This window comes from Sorangiineae bacterium MSr11954, assembly GCA_037157815.1.
Lineage (GTDB): Bacteria > Myxococcota_A > Polyangia > Polyangiales > Polyangiaceae > Pendulispora > Pendulispora albinea.
Genome location: CP089984.1, coordinates 3,527,141 through 3,546,493, shown reverse-complemented (window position 1 = coordinate 3,546,493; position 19,353 = coordinate 3,527,141). Strand labels below are relative to the sequence as shown.

At 64.2% G+C, this 19,353-nt stretch carries 20 protein-coding genes; 7 read left to right on the top strand and 13 right to left on the bottom strand.

What is annotated here, in order from left to right; translation table 11 throughout:
* The first annotated feature begins 75 nt into the window (after positions 1-75).
* Together LZC94_14035 and LZC94_14030 are read left to right on the top strand one after the other, a co-directional pair.
* Positions 76-1,026 (top strand): LysR family transcriptional regulator, encoded by a 951-nt coding sequence (locus LZC94_14035; GenBank protein ID WXB18356.1) that lies wholly within the window; start codon positions 76-78, stop codon positions 1,024-1,026.
* Positions 1,027-1,111: 85 nt separating this feature from the next.
* The gene (locus LZC94_14030; GenBank protein ID WXB18355.1) at positions 1,112-1,456 is read left to right on the top strand and encodes a hypothetical protein; all 345 of its coding nucleotides are present in this window, start codon (positions 1,112-1,114) and stop codon (positions 1,454-1,456) included.
* Between the two features lie 33 nt (positions 1,457-1,489).
* Here the strand turns inward: LZC94_14030 and LZC94_14025 are convergent, their stop codons facing one another.
* Positions 1,490-2,134 carry a dihydrofolate reductase family protein gene (locus LZC94_14025; protein ID WXB18354.1) on the bottom strand — a complete coding sequence of 215 codons (645 nt, stop codon included), beginning with the start codon at positions 2,132-2,134 and terminating at the stop codon, positions 1,490-1,492.
* Between the two features lie 196 nt (positions 2,135-2,330).
* Between LZC94_14025 and LZC94_14020 the strand changes: the two genes are divergently transcribed.
* Positions 2,331-2,468, top strand: coding sequence for a hypothetical protein (locus tag LZC94_14020; GenBank protein WXB18353.1), 138 nt, complete (start codon positions 2,331-2,333; stop codon positions 2,466-2,468).
* A 6-nt stretch (positions 2,469-2,474) separates the two neighbouring features.
* On the opposite strand, the gene LZC94_14015 is transcribed toward LZC94_14020, so the two are convergent.
* Positions 2,475-2,690 carry a hypothetical protein gene (locus tag LZC94_14015; GenBank protein WXB18352.1) on the bottom strand — a complete coding sequence of 72 codons (216 nt, stop codon included), beginning with the start codon at positions 2,688-2,690 and terminating at the stop codon, positions 2,475-2,477.
* An 8-nt stretch (positions 2,691-2,698) separates the two neighbouring features.
* On the opposite strand from LZC94_14015, the gene LZC94_14010 reads away from it, so the two are divergent.
* From LZC94_14010 to istB, 3 genes are read left to right on the top strand one after another with little or no spacing between them, the layout of a single operon-like run.
* Positions 2,699-3,712: a LysR substrate-binding domain-containing protein gene (locus LZC94_14010; protein WXB18351.1), complete on the top strand. Its 1,014-nt coding sequence runs from the start codon at positions 2,699-2,701 to the stop codon at positions 3,710-3,712.
* The gene (istA, locus tag LZC94_14005) at positions 3,685-5,151 is read left to right on the top strand and encodes an IS21 family transposase (GenBank protein WXB18350.1); all 1,467 of its coding nucleotides are present in this window, start codon (positions 3,685-3,687) and stop codon (positions 5,149-5,151) included. The genes LZC94_14010 and istA overlap by 28 nt, the downstream gene beginning before the upstream one ends.
* Positions 5,148-5,966: an IS21-like element helper ATPase IstB gene (gene istB, locus LZC94_14000; GenBank protein ID WXB18349.1), complete on the top strand. Its 819-nt coding sequence runs from the start codon at positions 5,148-5,150 to the stop codon at positions 5,964-5,966. The genes istA and istB overlap by 4 nt, the downstream gene beginning before the upstream one ends.
* A 182-nt stretch (positions 5,967-6,148) precedes the next feature.
* Here istB and LZC94_13995 read toward each other — a convergent pair whose 3' ends face one another.
* The 5 genes from LZC94_13995 to LZC94_13975 form a co-directional block, all read right to left on the bottom strand.
* Positions 6,149-6,658 carry a lipocalin-like domain-containing protein gene (locus LZC94_13995; GenBank protein ID WXB18348.1) on the bottom strand — a complete coding sequence of 170 codons (510 nt, stop codon included), beginning with the start codon at positions 6,656-6,658 and terminating at the stop codon, positions 6,149-6,151.
* A gap of 86 nt (positions 6,659-6,744) precedes the next feature.
* Positions 6,745-7,725 (bottom strand): HupE/UreJ family protein, encoded by a 981-nt coding sequence (locus LZC94_13990; protein WXB18347.1) that lies wholly within the window; start codon positions 7,723-7,725, stop codon positions 6,745-6,747.
* The gene (locus LZC94_13985) at positions 7,701-8,540 is read right to left on the bottom strand and encodes a peptidyl-prolyl cis-trans isomerase (protein WXB18346.1); all 840 of its coding nucleotides are present in this window, start codon (positions 8,538-8,540) and stop codon (positions 7,701-7,703) included. The genes LZC94_13990 and LZC94_13985 overlap by 25 nt, the downstream gene beginning before the upstream one ends.
* Positions 8,541-8,602: 62 nt before the next feature.
* The gene (locus LZC94_13980; protein WXB18345.1) at positions 8,603-9,376 is read right to left on the bottom strand and encodes an AraC family transcriptional regulator; all 774 of its coding nucleotides are present in this window, start codon (positions 9,374-9,376) and stop codon (positions 8,603-8,605) included.
* Between the two features lie 31 nt (positions 9,377-9,407).
* The gene (locus LZC94_13975) at positions 9,408-9,923 is read right to left on the bottom strand and encodes a hypothetical protein (protein WXB18344.1); all 516 of its coding nucleotides are present in this window, start codon (positions 9,921-9,923) and stop codon (positions 9,408-9,410) included.
* A 78-nt stretch (positions 9,924-10,001) separates the two neighbouring features.
* On the opposite strand from LZC94_13975, the gene LZC94_13970 reads away from it, so the two are divergent.
* A complete protein-coding gene (locus LZC94_13970) occupies positions 10,002-10,298 on the top strand; it encodes an SDR family oxidoreductase (protein WXB18343.1) in 297 nt (98 codons plus the stop codon).
* Between the two features lie 149 nt (positions 10,299-10,447).
* On the opposite strand, the gene LZC94_13965 is transcribed toward LZC94_13970, so the two are convergent.
* The 6 genes from LZC94_13965 to LZC94_13940 all read right to left on the bottom strand — a co-directional run bounded on the left by LZC94_13965 (position 10,448) and on the right by LZC94_13940 (position 19,044).
* Positions 10,448-13,201 (bottom strand): tetratricopeptide repeat protein, encoded by a 2,754-nt coding sequence (locus LZC94_13965; protein ID WXB18342.1) that lies wholly within the window; start codon positions 13,199-13,201, stop codon positions 10,448-10,450.
* A 797-nt stretch (positions 13,202-13,998) separates the two neighbouring features.
* On the bottom strand, positions 13,999-14,484 hold the full coding sequence (locus tag LZC94_13960; protein WXB18341.1) for a hypothetical protein: 486 nt from the start codon (positions 14,482-14,484) through the stop codon (positions 13,999-14,001).
* 267 nt (positions 14,485-14,751) lie between these two features.
* Positions 14,752-15,048, bottom strand: coding sequence for a hypothetical protein (locus LZC94_13955; protein ID WXB18340.1), 297 nt, complete (start codon positions 15,046-15,048; stop codon positions 14,752-14,754).
* 139 nt (positions 15,049-15,187) lie between these two features.
* Positions 15,188-16,744 carry a M1 family metallopeptidase gene (locus tag LZC94_13950; protein WXB18339.1) on the bottom strand — a complete coding sequence of 519 codons (1,557 nt, stop codon included), beginning with the start codon at positions 16,742-16,744 and terminating at the stop codon, positions 15,188-15,190.
* A 144-nt stretch (positions 16,745-16,888) separates the two neighbouring features.
* Complete coding sequence (locus LZC94_13945; GenBank protein ID WXB18338.1) at positions 16,889-17,854, bottom strand: IS630 family transposase; 966 nt, start codon at positions 17,852-17,854, stop codon at positions 16,889-16,891.
* A 338-nt stretch (positions 17,855-18,192) separates the two neighbouring features.
* The gene (locus tag LZC94_13940; protein ID WXB18337.1) at positions 18,193-19,044 is read right to left on the bottom strand and encodes a hypothetical protein; all 852 of its coding nucleotides are present in this window, start codon (positions 19,042-19,044) and stop codon (positions 18,193-18,195) included.
* Positions 19,045-19,353: the final 309 nt, after the last annotated feature.

The window sequence follows — 19,353 nt, the reverse complement described above, 5'->3', positions numbered from 1 at the left end:
GGGGTCCTCCGGATGTGCACGTCGGATGTACGGTCGCTTTCCGTGAGCGACTATCCGCGATAATGTCGACAGGGCATGAAGCAGCACTTCACAGTCAGGCAGGGTGCGCTCGACGGCGTGGAGGCGTTTCTGAGCGTGGCCCAGCACCGCAGCTTTCGCAAAGCAGCCGCCGAGCTCGGGGTGACGCCCTCGGCGATCAGCCAGGCGGTGCGTGCGCTCGAGACGCGCATCGGCGCGGCGCTCTTCATCCGCACGACGCGCAGCGTCGGCCTGACGGAAGCGGGCGAAAGATTCCTCTCGCGCGCAAAGCCCGCGTTCGAGGAGCTGGTCGCCGCGAGCCATGTCGCGAGCGAGCTCGGACAGCGGCCGTCCGGCCTGCTCCGCCTCTCCGTGCCGCGCGCGGTGGTGCCGATCCTGCTGGAGCCGCTGGTGGCATCCTTCTGCGAGGCCTATCCCGAGGTCGAGGTGGAAATCGCCGCGAGCGCGGAGCTGGTCGACCTGGCGGCCAAAGGTTTCGACGCGGGCGTCCGAATGGGCCAGTTCATCGCCGCCGATATGGTCACCGTGCGTTTGACGCCGCCGTTTCGGTTCGTCATCGTCGGCAGCCCCGCCTATTTCGCCCGCAAGGACCGGCCCGAGCGCCCCGACGATTTGCGCCGGCATGCATGTTTGAGATGGCGGCGCTCCAACGGCGGGCTCGCGCTATGGTCGCTCGACGACCAAGGCCGCGCGATCGAGATGGCGGTATCGGGCCCCCTGATCGCCAGCGACTTTCCCACCATGCTCGGCGCGGCGCTCGAAGGCATTGGTCTCGCACAAGTGCCCGAGCCCATCGCCGCCGAGGCGGTGAGAGCGGGAAAGCTCGTGCGCGTGCTGGAGCCGTTCGCGCCGATGGCGCCCGGCGTATTTCTCTATTATCCCGGCCACCGGCAAATCATGCCGAAGCTGCGCGCCTTCATCGATCACGTAAAGAGCCGCTCGGCCGCCGCCCGCGAATCCCGAGCTCCGCGCGGGAATGCCTCGTGAAACTTCGGGCAACACGGACGGACGGCGCTGGAGCCCAGCGGGACCGGGCGCCCGTGGTTCCAACGGTGCTATCCTCGGTGCGAGGATGGCAAAGTCGACGAAGGGCGCACGAAACATCGTCGTGCACGACGTGAAGTACCGTTGGCGGGCCACCGGCAACGACGGTTGGATTTCGTTGGTGGTGTGGCCAGACGGCCCTGCCGGACCAACGATCACCTGCTCGCTCGGCTACCATCACACCAAAACCCCGATGGGAAATGGGGTCACTGCGCTGACCGAGCAAATCGTGATCACCAACCGCATCGTGCGACGCGTGATCGAGTACGCGGTTCGGCAGTTCGATTACGACCCGCGTCGCGAGGGAGAGCAGCTCGATCTTCGTCATGTCGACCATGCCATCGACCTCTCCGATGCCATTCGGTCTTCTTGATGGTTGCCCCGAACGAATGACCCCGACGAGCGCTCATGCGGCCCGGCTGGTGGGGCGAGCCCTGTAGACGTGTGCGACGGTGCCGGTTTTGAAGGCCTTGAGCTCGACGAGCTCGAGATCCACGGGGGCCGTCAGACGCGAAAAGAGCGGAAGGCCCTTTCCCACGGCCACCGGGTGAACCACCAGTCGGTACTCGTCGATGACGCCGAGGCTCGCGAGGTTTTGCGCGAGCTCCACCCCCCCGAACGCGACGATGTCCTTCCCGGGCTCTTGCTTGAGACGCGTGATCGCGTCGAACAGATCCCCGGTGACGATTCGCGCGCTCCTCCAGCCCTCGAGCGCCTGCGGATCCGGCTTCGACTCGGGCAGGGCCCGAGCCCGAGCGTCCTCGAGAGCGCGTGTCGTCGCTACCTCGATGTTCGTCCCCGTTCTCGAAAAGACCGCCTTGGGGATCTGGTTCATGGGAGGCGCCAGCACGTCGGTGGACCTTGGCCAGTACGTCGCCATGGCTTGAAAGGTGCGGCTGCCCACCGCGAGAAGCCCCACGTTCCCCAATGCTTCCACGATCCAAGCCTTTCCCTCGTCGCTCATGCTCCGAATCATCCAGTCCGTTTCGCCATTCGGCCCTGCGACGAAACCGTCAAGGGAGATCGACATCTTCAAGATTAGCTTTCTCATGACTGCACCTCTTGGCGGGACGACGAACGAGGCAGCCCAACTTCGACAAAGACGCTGACTTATTTCTTTCACCCTCGTGCGGGAGGAGGTCTCCCGACGAGAAACCGCCGACTTCGACGGGCGCGCCGCGCCGGGTGCATCGGTGTGAACGGACGTTCGTGACGCAGCCCGCAAGGCGCCGGAGGAGAACGACAACGTGGAGCTCGTCAAGGCGGGCTTCTTGCGAGAAAACGGAGTCACGATTTCTCAAGAGTGCATCAAGGTGGACCGCTCCTGGCTTGGAGGTGCGTCGCCCGAGCTCTGGAAGTCGCTCGAAGCGCTCATCGCGCCATGAGAAAGGTCACCCGCACACCTCAAAAAAGAGGCGGGTGACGTTGCCGCCCATGATTTTGTCGAGCGGGGGCTGGCTGTCACCGCGTCCGCGGAGTTTGTCGCGCACAGTTTGAAATTTTTGCGGTGTATCGCGCGGCACCGAAGCGGCACGGCGATAGAAATGCTGCGAAAGGCGCGGGCCATGCAGCGATCGGTCTTTTGCCGGCGCGCGCTTCGTAGTCAAACCGCGCTATGAACCATGCTGCCCGCGATCGGCTCGCGCACCCGAATCCGCGCGTGACCCTCGATCTCGATACGTTGCGTACGCTGGTCACCGCGGATGCGCTCGGTGGATACGGACAGGCGGCGGCGCAATTGGGGAGGACGCCGTCGGCGATCAGCTTGCAGATGAAGCGGCTCCAAGCCGACATGGGGGTGACGCTGTTTCGCAAGCGCGGACGCGGCTTGGCGCTGACCGAAGCCGGCGAGCTCGTACTGCGTTATGCGCGGCGCATGCTCGAGTTGAACGACGAGCTCCTCGATGCCGTCGGAGGTACGGCGACGGCGGGGAGCATCGGCCTCGGATGCTGCCAGGACTTCGCGGACGCGGTGTTGCCCGCGGCATTGGCGCGCTTTGGTGAGCTGTATCCGCGGGCCCAGTTGGAGGTGCGCATCGAGGGAAGCGCCGTGCTCGCCGACGCCGTCGGCAAGGGGCAGCTCGATTTGGCGATCGCGATCGGGCATGCCGAGCGTGCGACGGCGCAGACGCTCGCAGAGGTGGAGCTGGCGTGGATCGCGGGGCGAGACTTCGTGCGGCGAAAGGGCGAGCCGCTGCCGCTGGTGCTCCTCGGCCCGCAGTGCGCATTTCGCAAAGCGGCGATCGATGCGCTCGATGCCGCCGGCGTGGCATGGCGGCTGGCCGCGGTCAGCCCGAGCCCGAGCGGGCTATGGGCGGCGGCGCGCGCAGGTCTCGGCGTGACGTTGCGGGCGCCGATTGGTTTGCCGCCGGAGCTCGTGGCAAGCAAGAGGCTGTTCGGGCTGCCGCGATTGGGGACGTTCCCGGTGACCTTGCACGGCCGGACGCAGGCTGTACGCGGCCACGTTAAATTGACCCACGACGGCCACCAGAAATTGACCCACCCGGCGGAGCGCGGGGGGGAGCAGTTTCGGCCAGGGAAAATTGACCCACCCCTGAAAGGGGTGGACAGGCGAGCGGGCGATGGAGTCGTCGTCCGGGGATGGTGCCGATGGACGTGGTGGCAGTGATTCGACACAAGGTGGCGAGCGAAGGGGTTCCGATTCGAGAAGTGGCGCGGGAGCTCGGATTGTCGCGAAACACGATTCGGCGATACGTGAGGGCCAACAAGATTCCGGTTCCAAGGCCAGAAAAACAGGTCCGACCAAGCCCGGTGCGCGACGAGGTGGCCACGGCGGCCGCGGCTATCTGGCGAGCGCGCCGATCCTTTACGGCGGGCAAACAGCGGCTGACGGCCAAGCGGCTGTGGGAGCTATTGCGTGAAAACGGGCACACGGCGAGCGAGCGCACCGTGCGGCGATTGGTGGCCGAATTCCGGAGCGGTGAGCGTGAGGTGACTGTTCCTCTGGTGTACACGCCCGGCGAGCTCGCACAGGTGGATTTTTTCGAAGTGTGGGTCGAGCCCTCGGGGATTCGCCAGAAGGCGTGGATGTTCGTGATGCGCTTGATGCACTCAGGGCGCGACTTCGCCATGCTCTGCGCGCAACAAGACGCCACTTGGTTCTTAGCGGCTCACGTTGCGGCGTTTACCTACTTCGCGGGGGTGGTGGCCGCCGTGGCCTATGACAACTTGAGCGCGGCCGTGGCCAAGATCCTCGTCGGGGCGCCACGGCTGCTTCGGCCCCGATTCGCCGCGCTTTGCGCCCACTACGCCTTCGAGCCGCGTTTTTGCCGCCCCGGCGAAGGCCACGACAAGGGAGGAGTCGAGCGCCGCGGAGGACACATACGTCGCCAGCATTTGGTGCCCATTCCGCGCGGTAAATCACTTGCGGCCATGACCTCGGCTTTGCAAGCACGCCTCGATGCCCAGCATTCACGCAATCCGATGTACGTCGAGGCCTGGGCCCGTGAGCGCAGCGCGCTGCGGCCTCTCCCAGCGCCTTTTGACGGCCGCCAGGTACGCACCGTGCAGCTTCGCCACCACGCCAGCTACCTCGTCGCGGGCGCTCACTACTCGGTGCCCAGTCGGTGGTGCGGTCAGATGGTCGACCTGTTCCTGGGCATCGACACCGTCACCTTTGCCAAAGGCGACGAGACCATCTGCCATCCTCGCGTCGCCTTCGGTGGCCGAAGTATCGACTATCGGCATTTGCTACTGCCACTATCGCGCAAGCCACAAGCTCTGCGCCAGGTCGCTCACGAGTTGGTGGTACAATTCGGCTCACCATGGCCCGAGCTCTGGGAGACGCTTTGCAATCGGTATTCGCCCGACCTGATCGAAGCTGCACGAAGACTGGCTCCGTGGTTGGAGCGCGCTGACCGCGAGGGAGTCGGTCGGGTCAAGCAAGCCATCATCACCGCCCTTGCGTGCGGTACGCTGGTGCCCTTTCTGCAACGCACAAGGCGCACCGAAACCCTCGCCGCTGTCCCGCTGGCATTATCGGAATACGCGGTCGAGACGCCCGACCTATCGCGCTACGACGTGCTTCTCGAGAGGGCGTCGGCATGAGCACCGACGACGTGCTCTTGGCCGCCGTACGCGCCCATACGCGCGTACTCAAGCTACCGACCGTCGCACGAGAGTGCGAAACGCTGGGACGTCAATCGCTGGCCGAAGGCTGGTCACCGTTGCAGTACTTGCGGGCGTTGCTCGACGCCGAGCTCGCGGTCCGCGCCGAGCACGCGATTGGGCGCCGCATGCGAGCGGCTCGTCTGCCCGTACAAAAAACGATGTCGCAATTCGATTGGCGGAGGCCACACGGTCTCGAACGCGCCCGCGTCGAAGACTTGGCTCGTGGTGCCTGGATTCCGACGGCGCGCAACATCGTGATCTTGGGCCCCGTGGGCACCGGAAAAACGCACTTGGCCATCGCGCTCGCCATCGAGGCCATCAAGCGCGGTCACCACGTGCTCTTTTACCGCGCCTCCGACTTGGTCCGGGCACTGACCGAGGCCCGGGATGCACGGGCTCTTTCTCGCCTGCAAGAGCGACTGCGAAGGGTTTCACTCTTGGTGGTGGACGAACTTGGCTTTGTACCGTTTGAAAAAGCCGGCGGAGAGCTGCTCTTCGACGTCTTGTCCACCCGGCACGAACGGTGCGCAACGGTGATCACATCGAATCTGGCTTTTAGTGAATGGAACCGGGTCTTCGTCGACGACAAGCTGACGGCCGCACTCCTGGACCGTCTGGCCCAGCATGCGGAGGTCCTCGTCACTCGCGGTCCGGGAGACCGTGTCCCGGCCGCGGCCACCAAAAAGACAGATTCAAGATCTGACGAGAGCAAACCCAAAGCGACCCAGGAGGTGCCGGCGCTCACGCGGTGAGTGCCCCCCATCGCGGCGGGGTGGGTCAGTTTTTGATGGCCGAGATGGGTCAGTTTTCGGTGGCCGTTGACACAGGCGCGGACGACAGGGTTCGAGCGCCTGCGACGGATCGTGGGCGAGGTGCTCGCGCAGAGCGTGCCGGCGCCGCGGGCGCGCGATGCGATAGGTGCGATGCGAGACCGCTAACGTGCGCGGCGCCACACGGAGATCGGGATGGTCCCGTCGGGCGTGGCGGGGACGCGCCAACTGAGCTCATCCCCGTCGACGGTGTAGGGCCGTTTCTGCTCGGCGCCGTCCCAGTTGGGAAAGGAAGCGCATTCGATGCGAAAGGTGATGGTCTTCGCAACGGGATCGACGGCGTAGCGGCCGAAGTGGGCGCTCACACCGATCGTGGCGTCGCGGTATTCGTCGGCGGTGCCGCGACGCTTGTCGCCGGACGCGAAGCGAGGGCGTGTGGCGCGGTAGATCTGGACCGAATAGCGACCGTCGGCCCCGAGGAAGAGGATCCCCTTGGGGCCCGTACCATACGCGGGAACGCGCGTGCCGTCCGCGCGCAGGTCGTCGGCGGCGCTGAGCGTCCAAGTCCCAACGAGCGAAGGCGTCACGGCGGTGGCGCGATCGTCGGCGCGAAGGGGCGTCGAAGCCGTGAGCATGAGCGCGAAACCCCCGAGGGCGAGCATGCGAAATTTCATGGTGCCGAACGTAGCGACAAGCCGCACGGCTCCACAATTTGATTGTTCTTCACGAATCGTTGAGCGGCCACGAGGTGGAGCTCGCTCTATCGATTCAAAACGAAGTAGACGCGATCGATGAACCAATAGGCCCCGAAGGCGCCGAGGACGAGTGCCATGCTCCTCGCCGCCGGCGCGATCGGTATGCTTGCACCGCGCTCGAGGAGGGCTCGCACGACGTTCGCGACGGCGAAAAGTGAGCCGACGATGGCGAGCTGCGCGAGCTCCACGCCGACGTTGAACGACAGGAGTGCCAAGCCAAGAGCTCCGCGCGGCAATTCCAATTCGCCCAGCGCCCCCGCGAAGCCGAGGCCGTGAATCAGCCCGAACGCAAAGGCGACGAGCCAAGGATGCATTCGTGTCAGCGTCTGTTCGCGGTGCATGGACTCCCGGGCCACGAGCATCACGCTCGCCGCGATGGTGGCTTCCACCGGCGCGCGCGGAAGCTCGACGATGTGCAGCGCCGCCGGGGCCAGCGTGAGCGAATGCGCGAGCGTAAAGGCCGTGATGGTCGCGACGAGGCGTCGCCGCCGGATGCCCGTGACCAGAAAGAGCCCGACGACGAAGGCCACATGATCGAGCCCGGTGACGACGTGCTCGGCCCCCACCCGAATCCATCGTCCGACCGTTTCGGAGCGCGACGCCTTGTCGAAGCGCACGCGGGGATCGGCGCCGGTCACGATGGTATCGAGGGCATCGCCATCGCGATAACGCACGCTGACGGCGATTTGCGTGCGCCGCAGCGCGCCCGCGAATGCGATTTCGCCCCGCAGGCCTTTCGCGCCGCATTCGAGTTGCCGCCCCGAGAGCTGGCAATGCGGAGGGTAGACGACGCGGACCTCCCCGGTGCTGCCGCGGCTGTCGATGGGCTCCGTCCAGGCGACGTCGAAACGTCCATTGCCGATTTCGGTCAGCGCGAGCACCCCCGGATTGAAGTCGTGAGCGCGGGCGAGCGCCGGCGTCGTGGCCCATGTGGCCACGGCGAGAAGGCGCCACCGGCACATCACGGTGCTTTTTCGACCGGCCATCGCTTTCGAAGCTCGGCGATGGCACGGTTCATTTTCTCGGCGCGATGGGCCTGCTGAAAGTCCAACGCGACCTCCTCCCGCACCTGCGATAGCGACGGTCTCTCCGCCGGCGTGCGTCGGTCCACGCGAACGAGGTGAAACCCGAAACGCGATCGACGCAGCGCCCACCTGCCCTCCTTCTGCTCCGCGAGGCCCGCCGAAAAGTCCGGCCCGAAGCTCTCGCCCAAATCTGCAATTTTGCGCCGCCGATAGCGCCGCCCTCCGGAAAAGGTATCCCCCAAGCCCGCGGGATTGGCGCCCTTCTCCAGCTCCGCGAGCATCCCGCGCGCGCGTTCCTGCGCCGGGGCGCCGTCGCCTTGGACGAACACCTGCGTGAAATCGACGAGCTCCGGCTGCGCCCATTTGCTGGAATGCGCATTGAACCAGGCGGAGAGCTCCTCTTCGGTCGGCGCCGCAGGGGTAATTCCTTGCTCCAGCACAAATGACATTTTTTCCACGACGCGCTGGTGCACGCGGGGATCGTCTTTGTCCAAGCCGCGCACGAGCCCTTCGCGAAAGAGCACCTCGTCGTCGATCCACGCCGCAACGAGCGCATTCGTCTCCGACGGTGTGGGCGGGCGGCCGTGCGTGCGAATGTGCTCCTCGGTGAGCCCTCGCCGCACGTCATCGGTGGCCTCGATGCGCGCCGGCATCGTTCGGCTCTGCTCGACGGCGGCGCGCTCCGCGGGCCGCCAGCGCCTCTCCGTGGCAAAAAGGGCAGCACCGATGAGGGCGAAATGAACGAGAGGCTCGCGCAAGAATCGATGGACGATCATGGCATACCGGAAGGCGGCGCAGCCTAGTACGTTCTCCAATGACGATTCGTGACGATGTCGTATCAGCTTTGGTATGCGCCGCTACGGCGCCGAGCGTGGTGACTCGGCGATGAGCTGCCTCGGCCATGGTGCAGGACGAGGCGCCGACGCGCCGCGTCCGTCGCCGGCGGCACGCCGAACATCTTCCGGTATTCGCGGCTGAATTGCGACGAGCTCTCGTAGCCCACCTCGAATCCGATGGCGCCCGCGTCCCGTCCCTCCACGAGCAGCCGCCGCCGCGCCTCCTCCAACCGAATCCGCGATCGGTACTGCAAGGGCGACATCGTGGTCACGATTTTGAAATGCCGATGAAACGAGGCCGGGCTCATGCCCACGCGTTTGGCTAGATGGTCGATACTCATCGGCTCCGCGTAATGCGATTTGATCCAATCGGTCACCCGACCGATTTGCGACAGGTGCGTCCCCGCCGTGGAGAATTGTGCGAGCAGCGCGCCCCATTCGCCCTGCAGCAATCGGTAATGGATCTCCCGCTCGATCAGCGGCGCCATGACCGCAATGTCGTTCGGCCGATCGAGCAGCGCCATCAACCGGGCCACGGCCTCGAGCAGATCGCCCGTGTGCCGGGCGACGGCCAACCCCGACGAAGGGCCCGCGGACGACGGCGGCTCCGGCATCGCGAGCAGCAGCTCGGCCATGCGCGCGCGGTCCAAGTCCAAGGTGATGGCGAGGTGCGGCGAGCCGGTGCTGGCCTTCGCCACGCGGGCCGCGACCGGCAGATCCGCGGTGGCAATCAGGTACTCGTTCGCACCAATGTCGTACGTGCGATCGCCGAGCAAGACCTCCCGGTCACCTCGTCCGGGGTCAGCGCTACGGAGCGGTGACCGGCAAGGGATCCGTGAACGGATGGATGGCGCCGGCGCTGCGCGTGGTGGCTTGTGGGTTCACCGGACCGGGATCGCGCGGATCGCGCAGGGCTCCACCGGTTCGCGCTCGCGCGAGCAAGGTCAATTGCAAGACATCGATCTCGTCGCGTCCCGCGCTGTCGTTGACGATGGCGCGCCCCACGCGCTTCACACCGAGCACCTCGGAAGCGGGCCGCTGCCTCTCTCGGTCGCTGCAGGCTGAGTCGGAAACGCACTCGCGCCAGTGGGCGACGTCGTCCACGAAGCGCAAATCATAGGCGTACGCGACATCGGGCGGAAGGCTCGTGCGAACGCTGTGCACGTACCATCCCGGTGCCCGCGCGGAGACATGGCCCCGCGCGCACGCCATCGTGAGCACCGCGAGAACCAACACCAACGCGCGCACCTTCACGAGACGAAGTGTAGCACCGTATCCAAATGGCGCGAGGCACCGCAGCTTCGCGGCCTCCGCGATGACCATCGCGTGAGTGTTTCGTCCAGCTTCACGTCGGCACCGACGAGCCGATCAGGTATCACGCGTGCAAGGAAACCCGAGTGCATGTCGCCGAACGTCGGAGCACGCCTGCTCGCCCGCGGTGCGACCGGCGACGCGCCGCTCGAAAAGTGTTTTCAAAGCGACCTCTGTCCGGGGCCGACGGTGACGCCGGGCCTCGAGGGGCTGGCGACGGATGACACGCGCGACGCGCTGATCGATACGCTCAAAGCGCAGACGGTGCTCGGTCGGCTCGCCGATCCCGCCGAGACCGCGGCCGTGGCGCTGATTCTCGCTTCGGACGAGAGTAGCTTCATGACGGGGAGCGAGGTGTTCGTCGACGGCGGCTCGGCGCAGGTCTGAGGAGGACGGTTCGATTCGGACGACGAGCGAGCCGGCGGCAGTCGCCGAGGTGCGGCTCGCGCAGAGATTGGCATGGGGTGGCGCCTCGCATGCAAATGCCCGTCGGAGCTCGCCGCATATCGAGCATGGAAAGACCGAGGGAGTCGCGCTCATCGACCGCGAATTTGGCGGTGCGGCTCGGAGAGCTTCGATAGCCATGTCCGAATGGCGATACCGTCCTTGGCATAAAGGGGGGGCTCGTACTGGTAACTGTCGAGCGCTTCGTTGGCCAGGCGTCGGGCGCGCTCGCGATCGCCGCCGACCCGCCACAGCACGCGTGCAAGCGCGAAGCGGATCTCCGGGCCCCGGCCGAAGGGGAGCATCGTGGTTGTCTCTTCGAGCAGCTTCTCGGCTCGTTCGAGCGCCGCCAGCGCCTCGGGGAGCTGACCGAGCTGCTCGTAGGACTCGCCGATGCACAAAAGTACCCAACCCACCATGGCATGTGGTCCGGGCGCCTGCTCGGCGGTACGGAGGAGCTGAGTACAGAGCTGGAGCGCATCGCGCTCGCGCCGCAACGCGCGCAAGATCTTCCCGAGCCGGGCGCCGACCTTGAGCGATTCCGGATGGCTCGCCCCCACCACGTTCGTAAAGATTGCGAGAGCCTGCTCACACATCGCGCGCGCCGTCTCGAGATGCCCCAGCTCCATCTCGGCACGGGCCATAGCCGCAAGCTCGGACGCTCCGTTCCAGCTCTCCGCGACGGTAATGGTATGCGCTCGACGAAATAGCGAGAGGGCTGCCTCGGGCTCGGCGGCCTCCAAATAGGCATATCCCAGGTCGAAGAGTGATTTGCTCAGATAGGTGTTCTCGGAGGGAAATACCTGTTCGACCATGCGCGAGGCATGTTCTCGTGCCGCTCGCGCACCGGCGAGGTCGCCTTGTTCGGTGAGCATACGCGCCAACAGGGATAGCGTGCCCGCAAGCCGCGGATGCTCCTTGCCGAACAGTGCCTCGGTCTCCGCCAACGCCAAACGCGCGTGCGCGATCGCCTTGTCGAATTGACTTACGGCTCGTTCGACGTCGATGAGGTGCTGGTAGATCTGAATACGGCGCAGATCATTCTCCGCGAATACGGTTCGCGTCATATCCAAGACCATGCGGAGCTGTTCGATGGCGCGCTCGTAGTTGCCGCGATCGGCCTCGATGACACCAAGGACGAACAAGAGCTCGACGTGCGTCGGTCCTTGCGGATCGAAGCGCTGCACATGGGTCTCGATGAACGGGACCAGACGCTCGACCTCGCTGTAACGATCTTTCTCGTGCCCCACGATCGTGAGCATCTGGAGCCAGATGCGCGGCAGCAACCGTTCGTGACCACTCGATTCGGCCTCGGCGAGTGCCTGAACGACGCTCGACTCCGCCGCGTCATACTCGTCGTCGGTTTCCTGCACGACGCTGAGACGATAGAGCGCTTCGGCGGCAAGCGCTCGATCGTGCTCTTCGCGCGCCAGCTCGAGTGCTCGCCGTGCCGCTTCCTTGGCGGGGGAAGCTTGGAGTGCTTCGTCGAGCGCCTGGCTCTGCGCGAGAAGGTCACGAATGCGGTCGACGTTCCGTGAGCTCCCCGGATGGTGGGCGGGAACCGAGGTCGACGCGAGCACCGCCGGATTCGTGCATGCCGATAGCGCGTCGAGTTGAACGAGAACGTCGGGCGCACGAAGGCGCACGTTCTGATCGCCGTTCGTGAGCACGTCGGTCACCGCACGAAGCTGCCGGCGCCGCTCGTCGAGGCACATCGATGAGCGGGCGTGCATCGCATCGCCGTCGGACCACCACCACCCCGCGCGCCCACAAAGCTCCGTGCTCGTGCGCTTCCACTGGGCACCGTAGCCATCGAGCGCGGCCGCGACCCTCTCCCAGACATCGCGACCGAACGCCTTTCCGTCGCCCGCGAGCACATTCTCGAGCTTCCCCCGTCGCGGTGCATCCCAGATCCCGGCGAGGGCCTGCTCGGCAGCAGCTTCGCAGCGGTGTGCCCTGTGCACTTGGATGGCGCGGCCCCCGAAGCATGCTGCAGCGGCGCACACGACCGTTGCGATGGCAACGGCGCGCCGCAGACGCCGCCGCGGAACATTGACCAAGTCGTCCAGCAGGTGCTGCAGCGATGGATAACGATCCGCAGGATCGCGCGATAAGCCGCGGCTCAGCACACGCACATAACCGGGATCTCGCCGCGGGCCCTTCACCTCGATCGTCGCGTTGCACAGCGCCGCCACCGAGAGCTTTCCATCTTTTCCCGAAAATGGATGTGACCCGAACAGAGCTTCGTACGCGACGATAGAAAAGCTGAATTGATCGCTGCGCGCGTCGGTGAGCGAGCCCGAAAACTGCTCCGGCGCCATGTAGGCGGGCGTCCCGAGAAATGCGCCTGTCTCCGTGATGCGCCGATTCCACATCGTTGCATGTTCCTCAAGCATCGCGGTCGCAACCGGATCATGTCGGAGGGCATCGACGGCACGCGCCAGGCCGAAGTCGACGACCTTTGCGCGCCTCTCGCGATCGATCAACACGTTATCGGGTTTGAAATCGCGATGCACCAGACCGGCGCGATGCGCTGCAGCGAGCCCGCGGCCCGCCTGGTCGAGCCATTGCAGCATCGTCCGCAGATCATGCCTACCGCGAGCCAGCTCGTCCCGCAACGTCGTCCCCTCGATCAACTCCATGGCAAAGAACATGTGTTCGCGAAACTCACCAACGTCGAAGACGCTGACGACATGCGGGTGGACCACTTGCGCCAGCGCCTGCGCCTCCCGCAAGAGCCGCGGTCGCAAGGTCGGATCGGCGGCGAAGCGCGACAGGTCGCCAATGAGCTTGATGGCCACGTTGCGATTGAGCTTGGGATCGTAGGCCTGGTAAACGCAGCCCATACCTCCTTCGCCGATCCGTCCAACGACCAGATAACGGCCAACATACGTGCCGGGTTGGACCGAGGGTAGGCGCCCGCGCCGCGCCTGGAAATCCGTTGTCGACACCACGTGTGATGTTGGTGCTTGCCTGGGGGTGCGATCCTGAATAAGCACGGCCCATATGCGGTTACATGTGGCGCATTGGGCGATGTGCGTTTCGATGGAAGCCCGCGACACGGCCGCCAGCTTTCTTTCTGCCAATGCAAGGAATTCTTCGTGCGAAGGGCATTGCATGTTCGGTCCCCTCCTCCAACCAACACCCAGGCTGACAGACCATGACTTCGTCGATGAACCAAAGACGGTCGCCTTTAGGCGACTCGAGGCAACCCGATTCTCCCGTTTCTCTTTGTCGCGGCGGAACGCGACTTGGGCGGTCAACAGACGGCAGCGCTCTGGCTAACCGCCGGCAGGCTACATCAGCTGCGTGGGGTTGTCGCTCCCGCACCGGGAGACAGGGGGCTACAAAACTGGACCCAGCTTTGGTGCCGCGCTTGAGATGTCCAATCTGAAATGCCTCGCTCGATGAAGCGGCCGAACCAGACCGGTGACGATGTCCTGCTGACTCAATGATGGGTGACGCCGAGCAGGTCGAACGTCGGCGGCTTCGGTCCTCGTTTCCACGACTTCGTGACTTTGGCGGACACCGAAACTCGATCGACCGGGTCTTTCCGGATGCAGGGTCAGTCCGTATCTGCCGAATCGCTTCGGAAGAGCGGCCATCACCTCGAGAGCCTTCGTTTCATTCGCGAACAGGACCGTTAAAGCGCATCGTGAATCACATCCTCACCCACGGGAGCGGGAACACGAATGTCGTCGGCAGTGTCCCATTTCCTATCCGGTCCCGCGCTCCTGACAAAGATTTCGTCACCCACGCACTCGATTCGGAAGGGATTCTTCCACTCGTCGACGATGTGAGTAGACGGCTCGAATTGACGCTCACATTGCAGATCCAACATTGACGGGCAGGCGGTAGGATTCGACGCGCGGAAAAGCTGCGCTACCCTGCGGAGCTGCCGCGCCGAGCTCCGGGTGGGACTCAACATCGGGCGCCGCAGCTCGGCAATACAGGCCGACGTCAGCCAGCCCGCCAGCGCAATCACCGGGCCCGCAATCACCACGGTGCGCCACCATCGCGAGACGAGCTGCTCATTCTGCCGGGTGAGCGCATCAACCTGCCGGGTGAGCGCATCGATTTCTGCAAGCGCGGCCTGGATGTCCCCGCGGTACGGGTCATGCGATTCCATCTCCGATACTACCGCCGACGGCCTCGCATCATTCCTCATAGGCGCGCACGCGGCCCCGAAAGAAACGTGCCCAATCCGCCAAGGTTGGTTGCGGGGACGCGACGTCGACAGCTCCTCGTCCGGCCCTTCGCAGAGGTTGGCGAGAAGCCACCGTCCGAGCCCCCGCCACCTCGCGTACCTCGCGTACTTCGGTCACGCGGGCAGTACGCCGGGAGCGGGGCAGACCCCGCGGAGGCACCGAGATCGTGCCCTGTGCACGGGGAGTTCTCACCCGGGCGGCGGGTCGCGACCACGTTCCGCCGTCAGCTGGGAACGCGGGCAGTGGCGCCGCGGCGCGGGAGGCTCGACGACGCGCGCGTCCGCAAAGGATTTGGACTCGGTCGTGAACCGCAGCGCCGCCATCTCCCGGACGGAAGAGGGGTCGCGCTCTACGGCGATGATTTCTACGTGGTCGCAGCGCGTTGACGGGACGAACTCGTTGCAGAACACCCCGCCGCTCATCCGGTCGATGTCTTCGAGCGACGCATCGTTGGCGGAAACAGGATATCGACAAAGCCTGGACATCGGTATCCATCGAGGAAAACGTCTTCGAATGCTGCTTCAGATAGCTCCCATTCGTAGGGTTCATAACCTCGGGACGATTTCGACGAGCATGGTGCGAGCGAACCACGCCTCGCACCACGTTTCGATTCGCGACGTTCACCTATCGAACGAATTCATGCCTGCTACCGTGCCCGGTCGCCTCGAGCCGATCGAGTGCGCCATGGATCTTCTCGAACGCCGGCGGCACGACGTCACTCGCCGCGGCTTCGAACGCTGGCCTCCCCGCCGTATAAAACCACGTGTCGAACAGCGCGCGCAGCGATTTGCCCGAAATGCGCTCGGACAGCGCGATGAACTCTTCGGCGGTGCCGTGACCGTACTGCTTCTGTTGGAGCCAAGTACGCACGATGCGGAAGAAGGTATCGTCTCCAACGGCATTGCGCAGCGCTTGGATCCCGATGGCCCCCCGGTAGTACACGGCAAGATGAAAATTCTTCCCGCGCCCCCCACCGGGATCGCCAGGGAGAACCTCCCAGAAGGGATCCTTGGCCGGGTGCGAATTGTATTCGCGAACCGCCAGCTCCTGCGCGGTGCCCTCACCGTGGTTCTCCGACCAAATATACTCGGCATATATCGCGAATCCCTCGTTGAGCCAGAGATCGCGCCATCGCTGGAGCGACACCGAGTCGCCGAACCATTGATGCGCGAGCTCGTGAACGACGAAATAATCGTGATATCCCGAATCGAACCCCGCCGTGCCGTACATTGGCCGCGTTTGCGTCTCCAGCCCGAACGCCCCGCGCGCCACGACCCCGCCGGCGGCCTCGAAGGGATACGGACCGAGCTTGCTCTCGAAAAAGTCGATGACCTCTCCGGTGCGGTTCACGACCCTTCGTCCGAGCTCCGCGTATTCGCCCAGATCGTCGGCGAAGGCGTTGATGATCGGCAATCCGCTGGCGGTGGTCGACGTTTGAATGTCGTATTGCCCCATCGCGATGAACGAAGCATACGTGATTTGTGGTTTGGTGCTGCGCCAATACCACCTCACCCAGCCGTCCGTTTGCTGCGTCTTGCCGGCCAGCACGCCGTTGGAGAGCACCTCGTAGCCTTCGGGAACCGCGACCGATACGTCGTAGGTGGCTTTGTCCGCGGGATGGTTGTTGCACGGATACCACCACTCCGCGCTGAACGGCTCGCCCACCGAGGCCGCGCCGCCCGCGGTCCTTCGCCAAGCGTGGATCCATGCCGTTTTCGACGTAGCCTGCGACGGAATGTCGTCATATTGCACGACGACGTTCATGTTGCTGCCTTTGCCTATTTTTCCGGGCAGCTCGATGATCAATTCGTCGCCCGACGACGTGAACCGTGCCGTCGCATTGTTCACCCGGACCGACTTGACCGCGAGCAAAAAATCGAGATGAAAGCTGGTCAGGTCCTGGGTCGCCTTGGCCAAGATGGTGGTCGACCCGGAGAGTCGATCGCTCACCGGCTCGTAGGTGAGTCGGATGCTGTAATGTGAAACATCGTAACCGCCATTGCCGAGCTCGGGATAATACGGATCGCCGATACCGGGCGATCCCGCACCGTCGCGGAGCAGGCTCGATTCCCACTGGCCCATTTCCGAGCCCCCTGCACCGTCATCGCTGCTGCAACCCGAGGCGCCGGCCGCCGCCATTCCGAGGGACAGGGCGCAGAAAACCCGACAAGAATATTTCATGATCACGACCTCGTAGGGAGTGTTTTCGCTAGCATCTCGCGCAACATGCGATTCGGTGCAAGCGCGTTTTGCGCTCGGCGTCGTCTGTCGCATCTTTTGGCATCGATTGCAGCTTTCAATCGCCGAGTTTGGCTAACACCGCGATCAGTTGAAGCGAGCCTCTGATAAAGAATGGCGGAACCACGCGGCGATCTTGGTGATCGGTGTTGAAGCGCGAAGTCGACGGACGGTCCGAAGGAGTTCATCCTGAGCGTCGAGGGCGAGCGTTCGAAGACGTCGTTTCATGTCTGCCCAGAGGCGCTCAATTGGGTTTAGCTCCGGGCTGTAGGTCGGGAGGTAGACCGGAAAGCCGCCTGCATCGAGGATGGCTTCGCGAACGAGCAGCATCTTGTGGATGCTGAGGTTGTCCATGATGACGATGTCGCCTGGATACAGCCACGAACTGAGCCGGTGTTTGATGAAGCGAAGGAAGGTCGTCCCGTTCACCGCAGCTTTGCTCGTCATGATCTTCGGCTTCTCGCCGAGTCGGATCGCACCGATGAGGGAGAGCGTCTTCCACGAACGAAAGGGCCTGCTTCCGGTGACGCGGTGACCTCGCAACGAGCGTGCATACTCGCGACGCATGCCGGTTTTTACGAAAGATTCGTCGATAAAAACGAGGCTATTTAGGTCCGCGTTCTTCAAGAGCGCGCAGAACGCTTCTCGGAGTTCGCGGTGCTCGAGTGTGTTGCGTTCGGCGGCAAGAAACGACTTTTTTTTCGAGAGAACCCCAGGCGAGTGAGCGCCCGCTGCACAGCGGAGCGACTCGTTTGCGTGCGTGAGCGCTTTACGAGCTCCGACGCGAGTTCGGCGACCGTCGCGTCGGGCATCTCGGCCACGATGGCGGCAAGCATCCGCGCCATTTCGCCGTGAATCGGAGAGGTGTTGCCACCTCCGCGAGGCCTCGGCTCGAGCGAGCTCGTTTCGCGGTGCAGCCGCAGGATTCGGTTCACCGTCGCCCGACCGATCCCGAGCAGCCTCGCGGTTTCGTCGTAGGAACGCCCTTCGGCACGAGCACGAAGAACAGCCTCGCGCAGTTTCAACGGGGTGATCATATCCAGCAGAGATCATGCCTGTGGGATCGCGTCAACTGGTCTTAGTGTTAGTCCTCGGCGACACCATCGATTGCCGCTCCACCGGCCTGTCCACTCGGCGCCGTGCTTGTGCATTCCCACCGCCACGACCACCCTGGCTCGAGCCACCACCCTTTGCCGGCGTTGTCCACGTGCACCGCGATGTATTCATCAGCGCATCCAAGGCGGGCGAGCGTGGGGGTGACGCCAGTGAAATTCAACCTACCGCATTCGCCTTTATTCGATTGCAAACCAAATAGGTTGCCCTATCGGTCCGACATCACGCCACGAGTCATCTTCTCCTCGAAGGCACTAGGACTCCATGAGTGGATGTCCTCAGCGCGGTGCAACTGTAACCTCGACTTCAGCGGGACTGTCGGCCACGGCGTAGCAGCTGTTCAACCCCGTGCAGGCAAGGACGTTGGGGTGGGCCTGGAGGTAGATGGTGTTCAGCCCCATCTTGGCGGGTCCAGGCCGAACGCTTGGCACTACGAAAATGAAACGGGGAGGAGCAACATCGGGCTTCACGACCACCGAGAAATCGTTCGGGTAGTAGATGTGAACGTCCGTGGACTCGGTGGACCCGGACCACTCGTCCTCGGCGGGCGTCCATACGAGAGTGACGCGATCGCCAGGGCGAAGTTGGTTGGATGGCTCGATCTGGACCTGTCGTCGAGCCAGCAGGTGCCTTATCCTCGCATCCGCCCGTCGACCAGAGCCCTCGACGACGACGGTACTTTCCACTCGATCTTCAAAAATAGAATTCATACGAGAGCGGAAGATGGCCGGGGCGCAATTTATGAGTTGCATCTCGACCCCAGAGATCATCATTGGTCGCGCTTTTCCTCCCTTGTCGCTAAGCTCGAGGACCTGGCCATCTACGGTGACGTGCATGTCATCCGGTGCGACGAAACAATCGGGATCTCTGTCGGTCCACCGCTCGTGCCTGCTCAGTTGCACTGTGAGCTGCATTGGCTGCGGCTCGCTCATCTTGCTGGCACCAATCGTGAGATCGAGATCGCCGAAGGCGAGACTGGCGCCAAAAAGGGCAACGGAGCCGCTGCGCATGCCGGCGCGCGGGCTCGAGTACGCGCCATAGAGCGAGTACGCGCCGCAGAGGAGGACGGCGACGGCGGAGAAGATGAATCGCCGCAACCTGGCGATTGACGAGACGCGTTGTCGCATCATGGGATCTTTTCACCCTCTTGCACGGAACGCCACGGCATATTTACAGCCTCCGGAGAGCCTTCACGACGAGGATGCCGTGGAGTTGTAGCATTCTCCTGAGCGGTACAACGGATCATGCGCGACGGGTCGCGCCAACACCCATGATGAACCGAACGACGGCCGCATCGAGGCGCTGGTGCTCTTCGTTGCCTTTGTCCGGCGCGCCGGGCGCGTCCGGCTGCTCTACGTGTAGAGCTTGGCCATGCTTTTACGCGAGAGGTGCGATTGATAGCGATGCATGGAAGGAGCGTGCGTACATCGTCGCGGTCG

Coding starts and splice junctions, on each gene's coding strand:
- LZC94_14035 (WXB18356.1), top strand. CDS start 76: ATGAAGCAGCACTTCACAGTCAGGCAGGGTGCGCTCGACGGCGTGGAG.
- LZC94_13985 (WXB18346.1), bottom strand. CDS start 8,540: ATGATCGTCCATCGATTCTTGCGCGAGCCTCTCGTTCATTTCGCCCTC.
- LZC94_13965 (WXB18342.1), bottom strand. CDS start 13,201: ATGGGCTGCGTTTACCAGGCCTACGATCCCAAGCTCAATCGCAACGTG.
- LZC94_13950 (WXB18339.1), bottom strand. CDS start 16,744: ATGAAATATTCTTGTCGGGTTTTCTGCGCCCTGTCCCTCGGAATGGCG.
- istA (WXB18350.1), top strand. CDS start 3,685: ATGGTGCCGATGGACGTGGTGGCAGTGATTCGACACAAGGTGGCGAGC.
- LZC94_13955 (WXB18340.1), bottom strand. CDS start 15,048: ATGTCCAGGCTTTGTCGATATCCTGTTTCCGCCAACGATGCGTCGCTC.
- istB (WXB18349.1), top strand. CDS start 5,148: ATGAGCACCGACGACGTGCTCTTGGCCGCCGTACGCGCCCATACGCGC.
- LZC94_14030 (WXB18355.1), top strand. CDS start 1,112: ATGGCAAAGTCGACGAAGGGCGCACGAAACATCGTCGTGCACGACGTG.
- LZC94_13995 (WXB18348.1), bottom strand. CDS start 6,658: ATGAAATTTCGCATGCTCGCCCTCGGGGGTTTCGCGCTCATGCTCACG.
- LZC94_14025 (WXB18354.1), bottom strand. CDS start 2,134: ATGAGAAAGCTAATCTTGAAGATGTCGATCTCCCTTGACGGTTTCGTC.
- LZC94_13940 (WXB18337.1), bottom strand. CDS start 19,044: ATGATGCGACAACGCGTCTCGTCAATCGCCAGGTTGCGGCGATTCATC.
- LZC94_13960 (WXB18341.1), bottom strand. CDS start 14,484: ATGGAATCGCATGACCCGTACCGCGGGGACATCCAGGCCGCGCTTGCA.
- LZC94_13945 (WXB18338.1), bottom strand. CDS start 17,854: ATGATCTCTGCTGGATATGATCACCCCGTTGAAACTGCGCGAGGCTGT.
- LZC94_13990 (WXB18347.1), bottom strand. CDS start 7,725: ATGGCCGGTCGAAAAAGCACCGTGATGTGCCGGTGGCGCCTTCTCGCC.
- LZC94_13970 (WXB18343.1), top strand. CDS start 10,002: ATGTCGCCGAACGTCGGAGCACGCCTGCTCGCCCGCGGTGCGACCGGC.
- LZC94_13975 (WXB18344.1), bottom strand. CDS start 9,923: ATGGTCATCGCGGAGGCCGCGAAGCTGCGGTGCCTCGCGCCATTTGGA.
- LZC94_14010 (WXB18351.1), top strand. CDS start 2,699: ATGAACCATGCTGCCCGCGATCGGCTCGCGCACCCGAATCCGCGCGTG.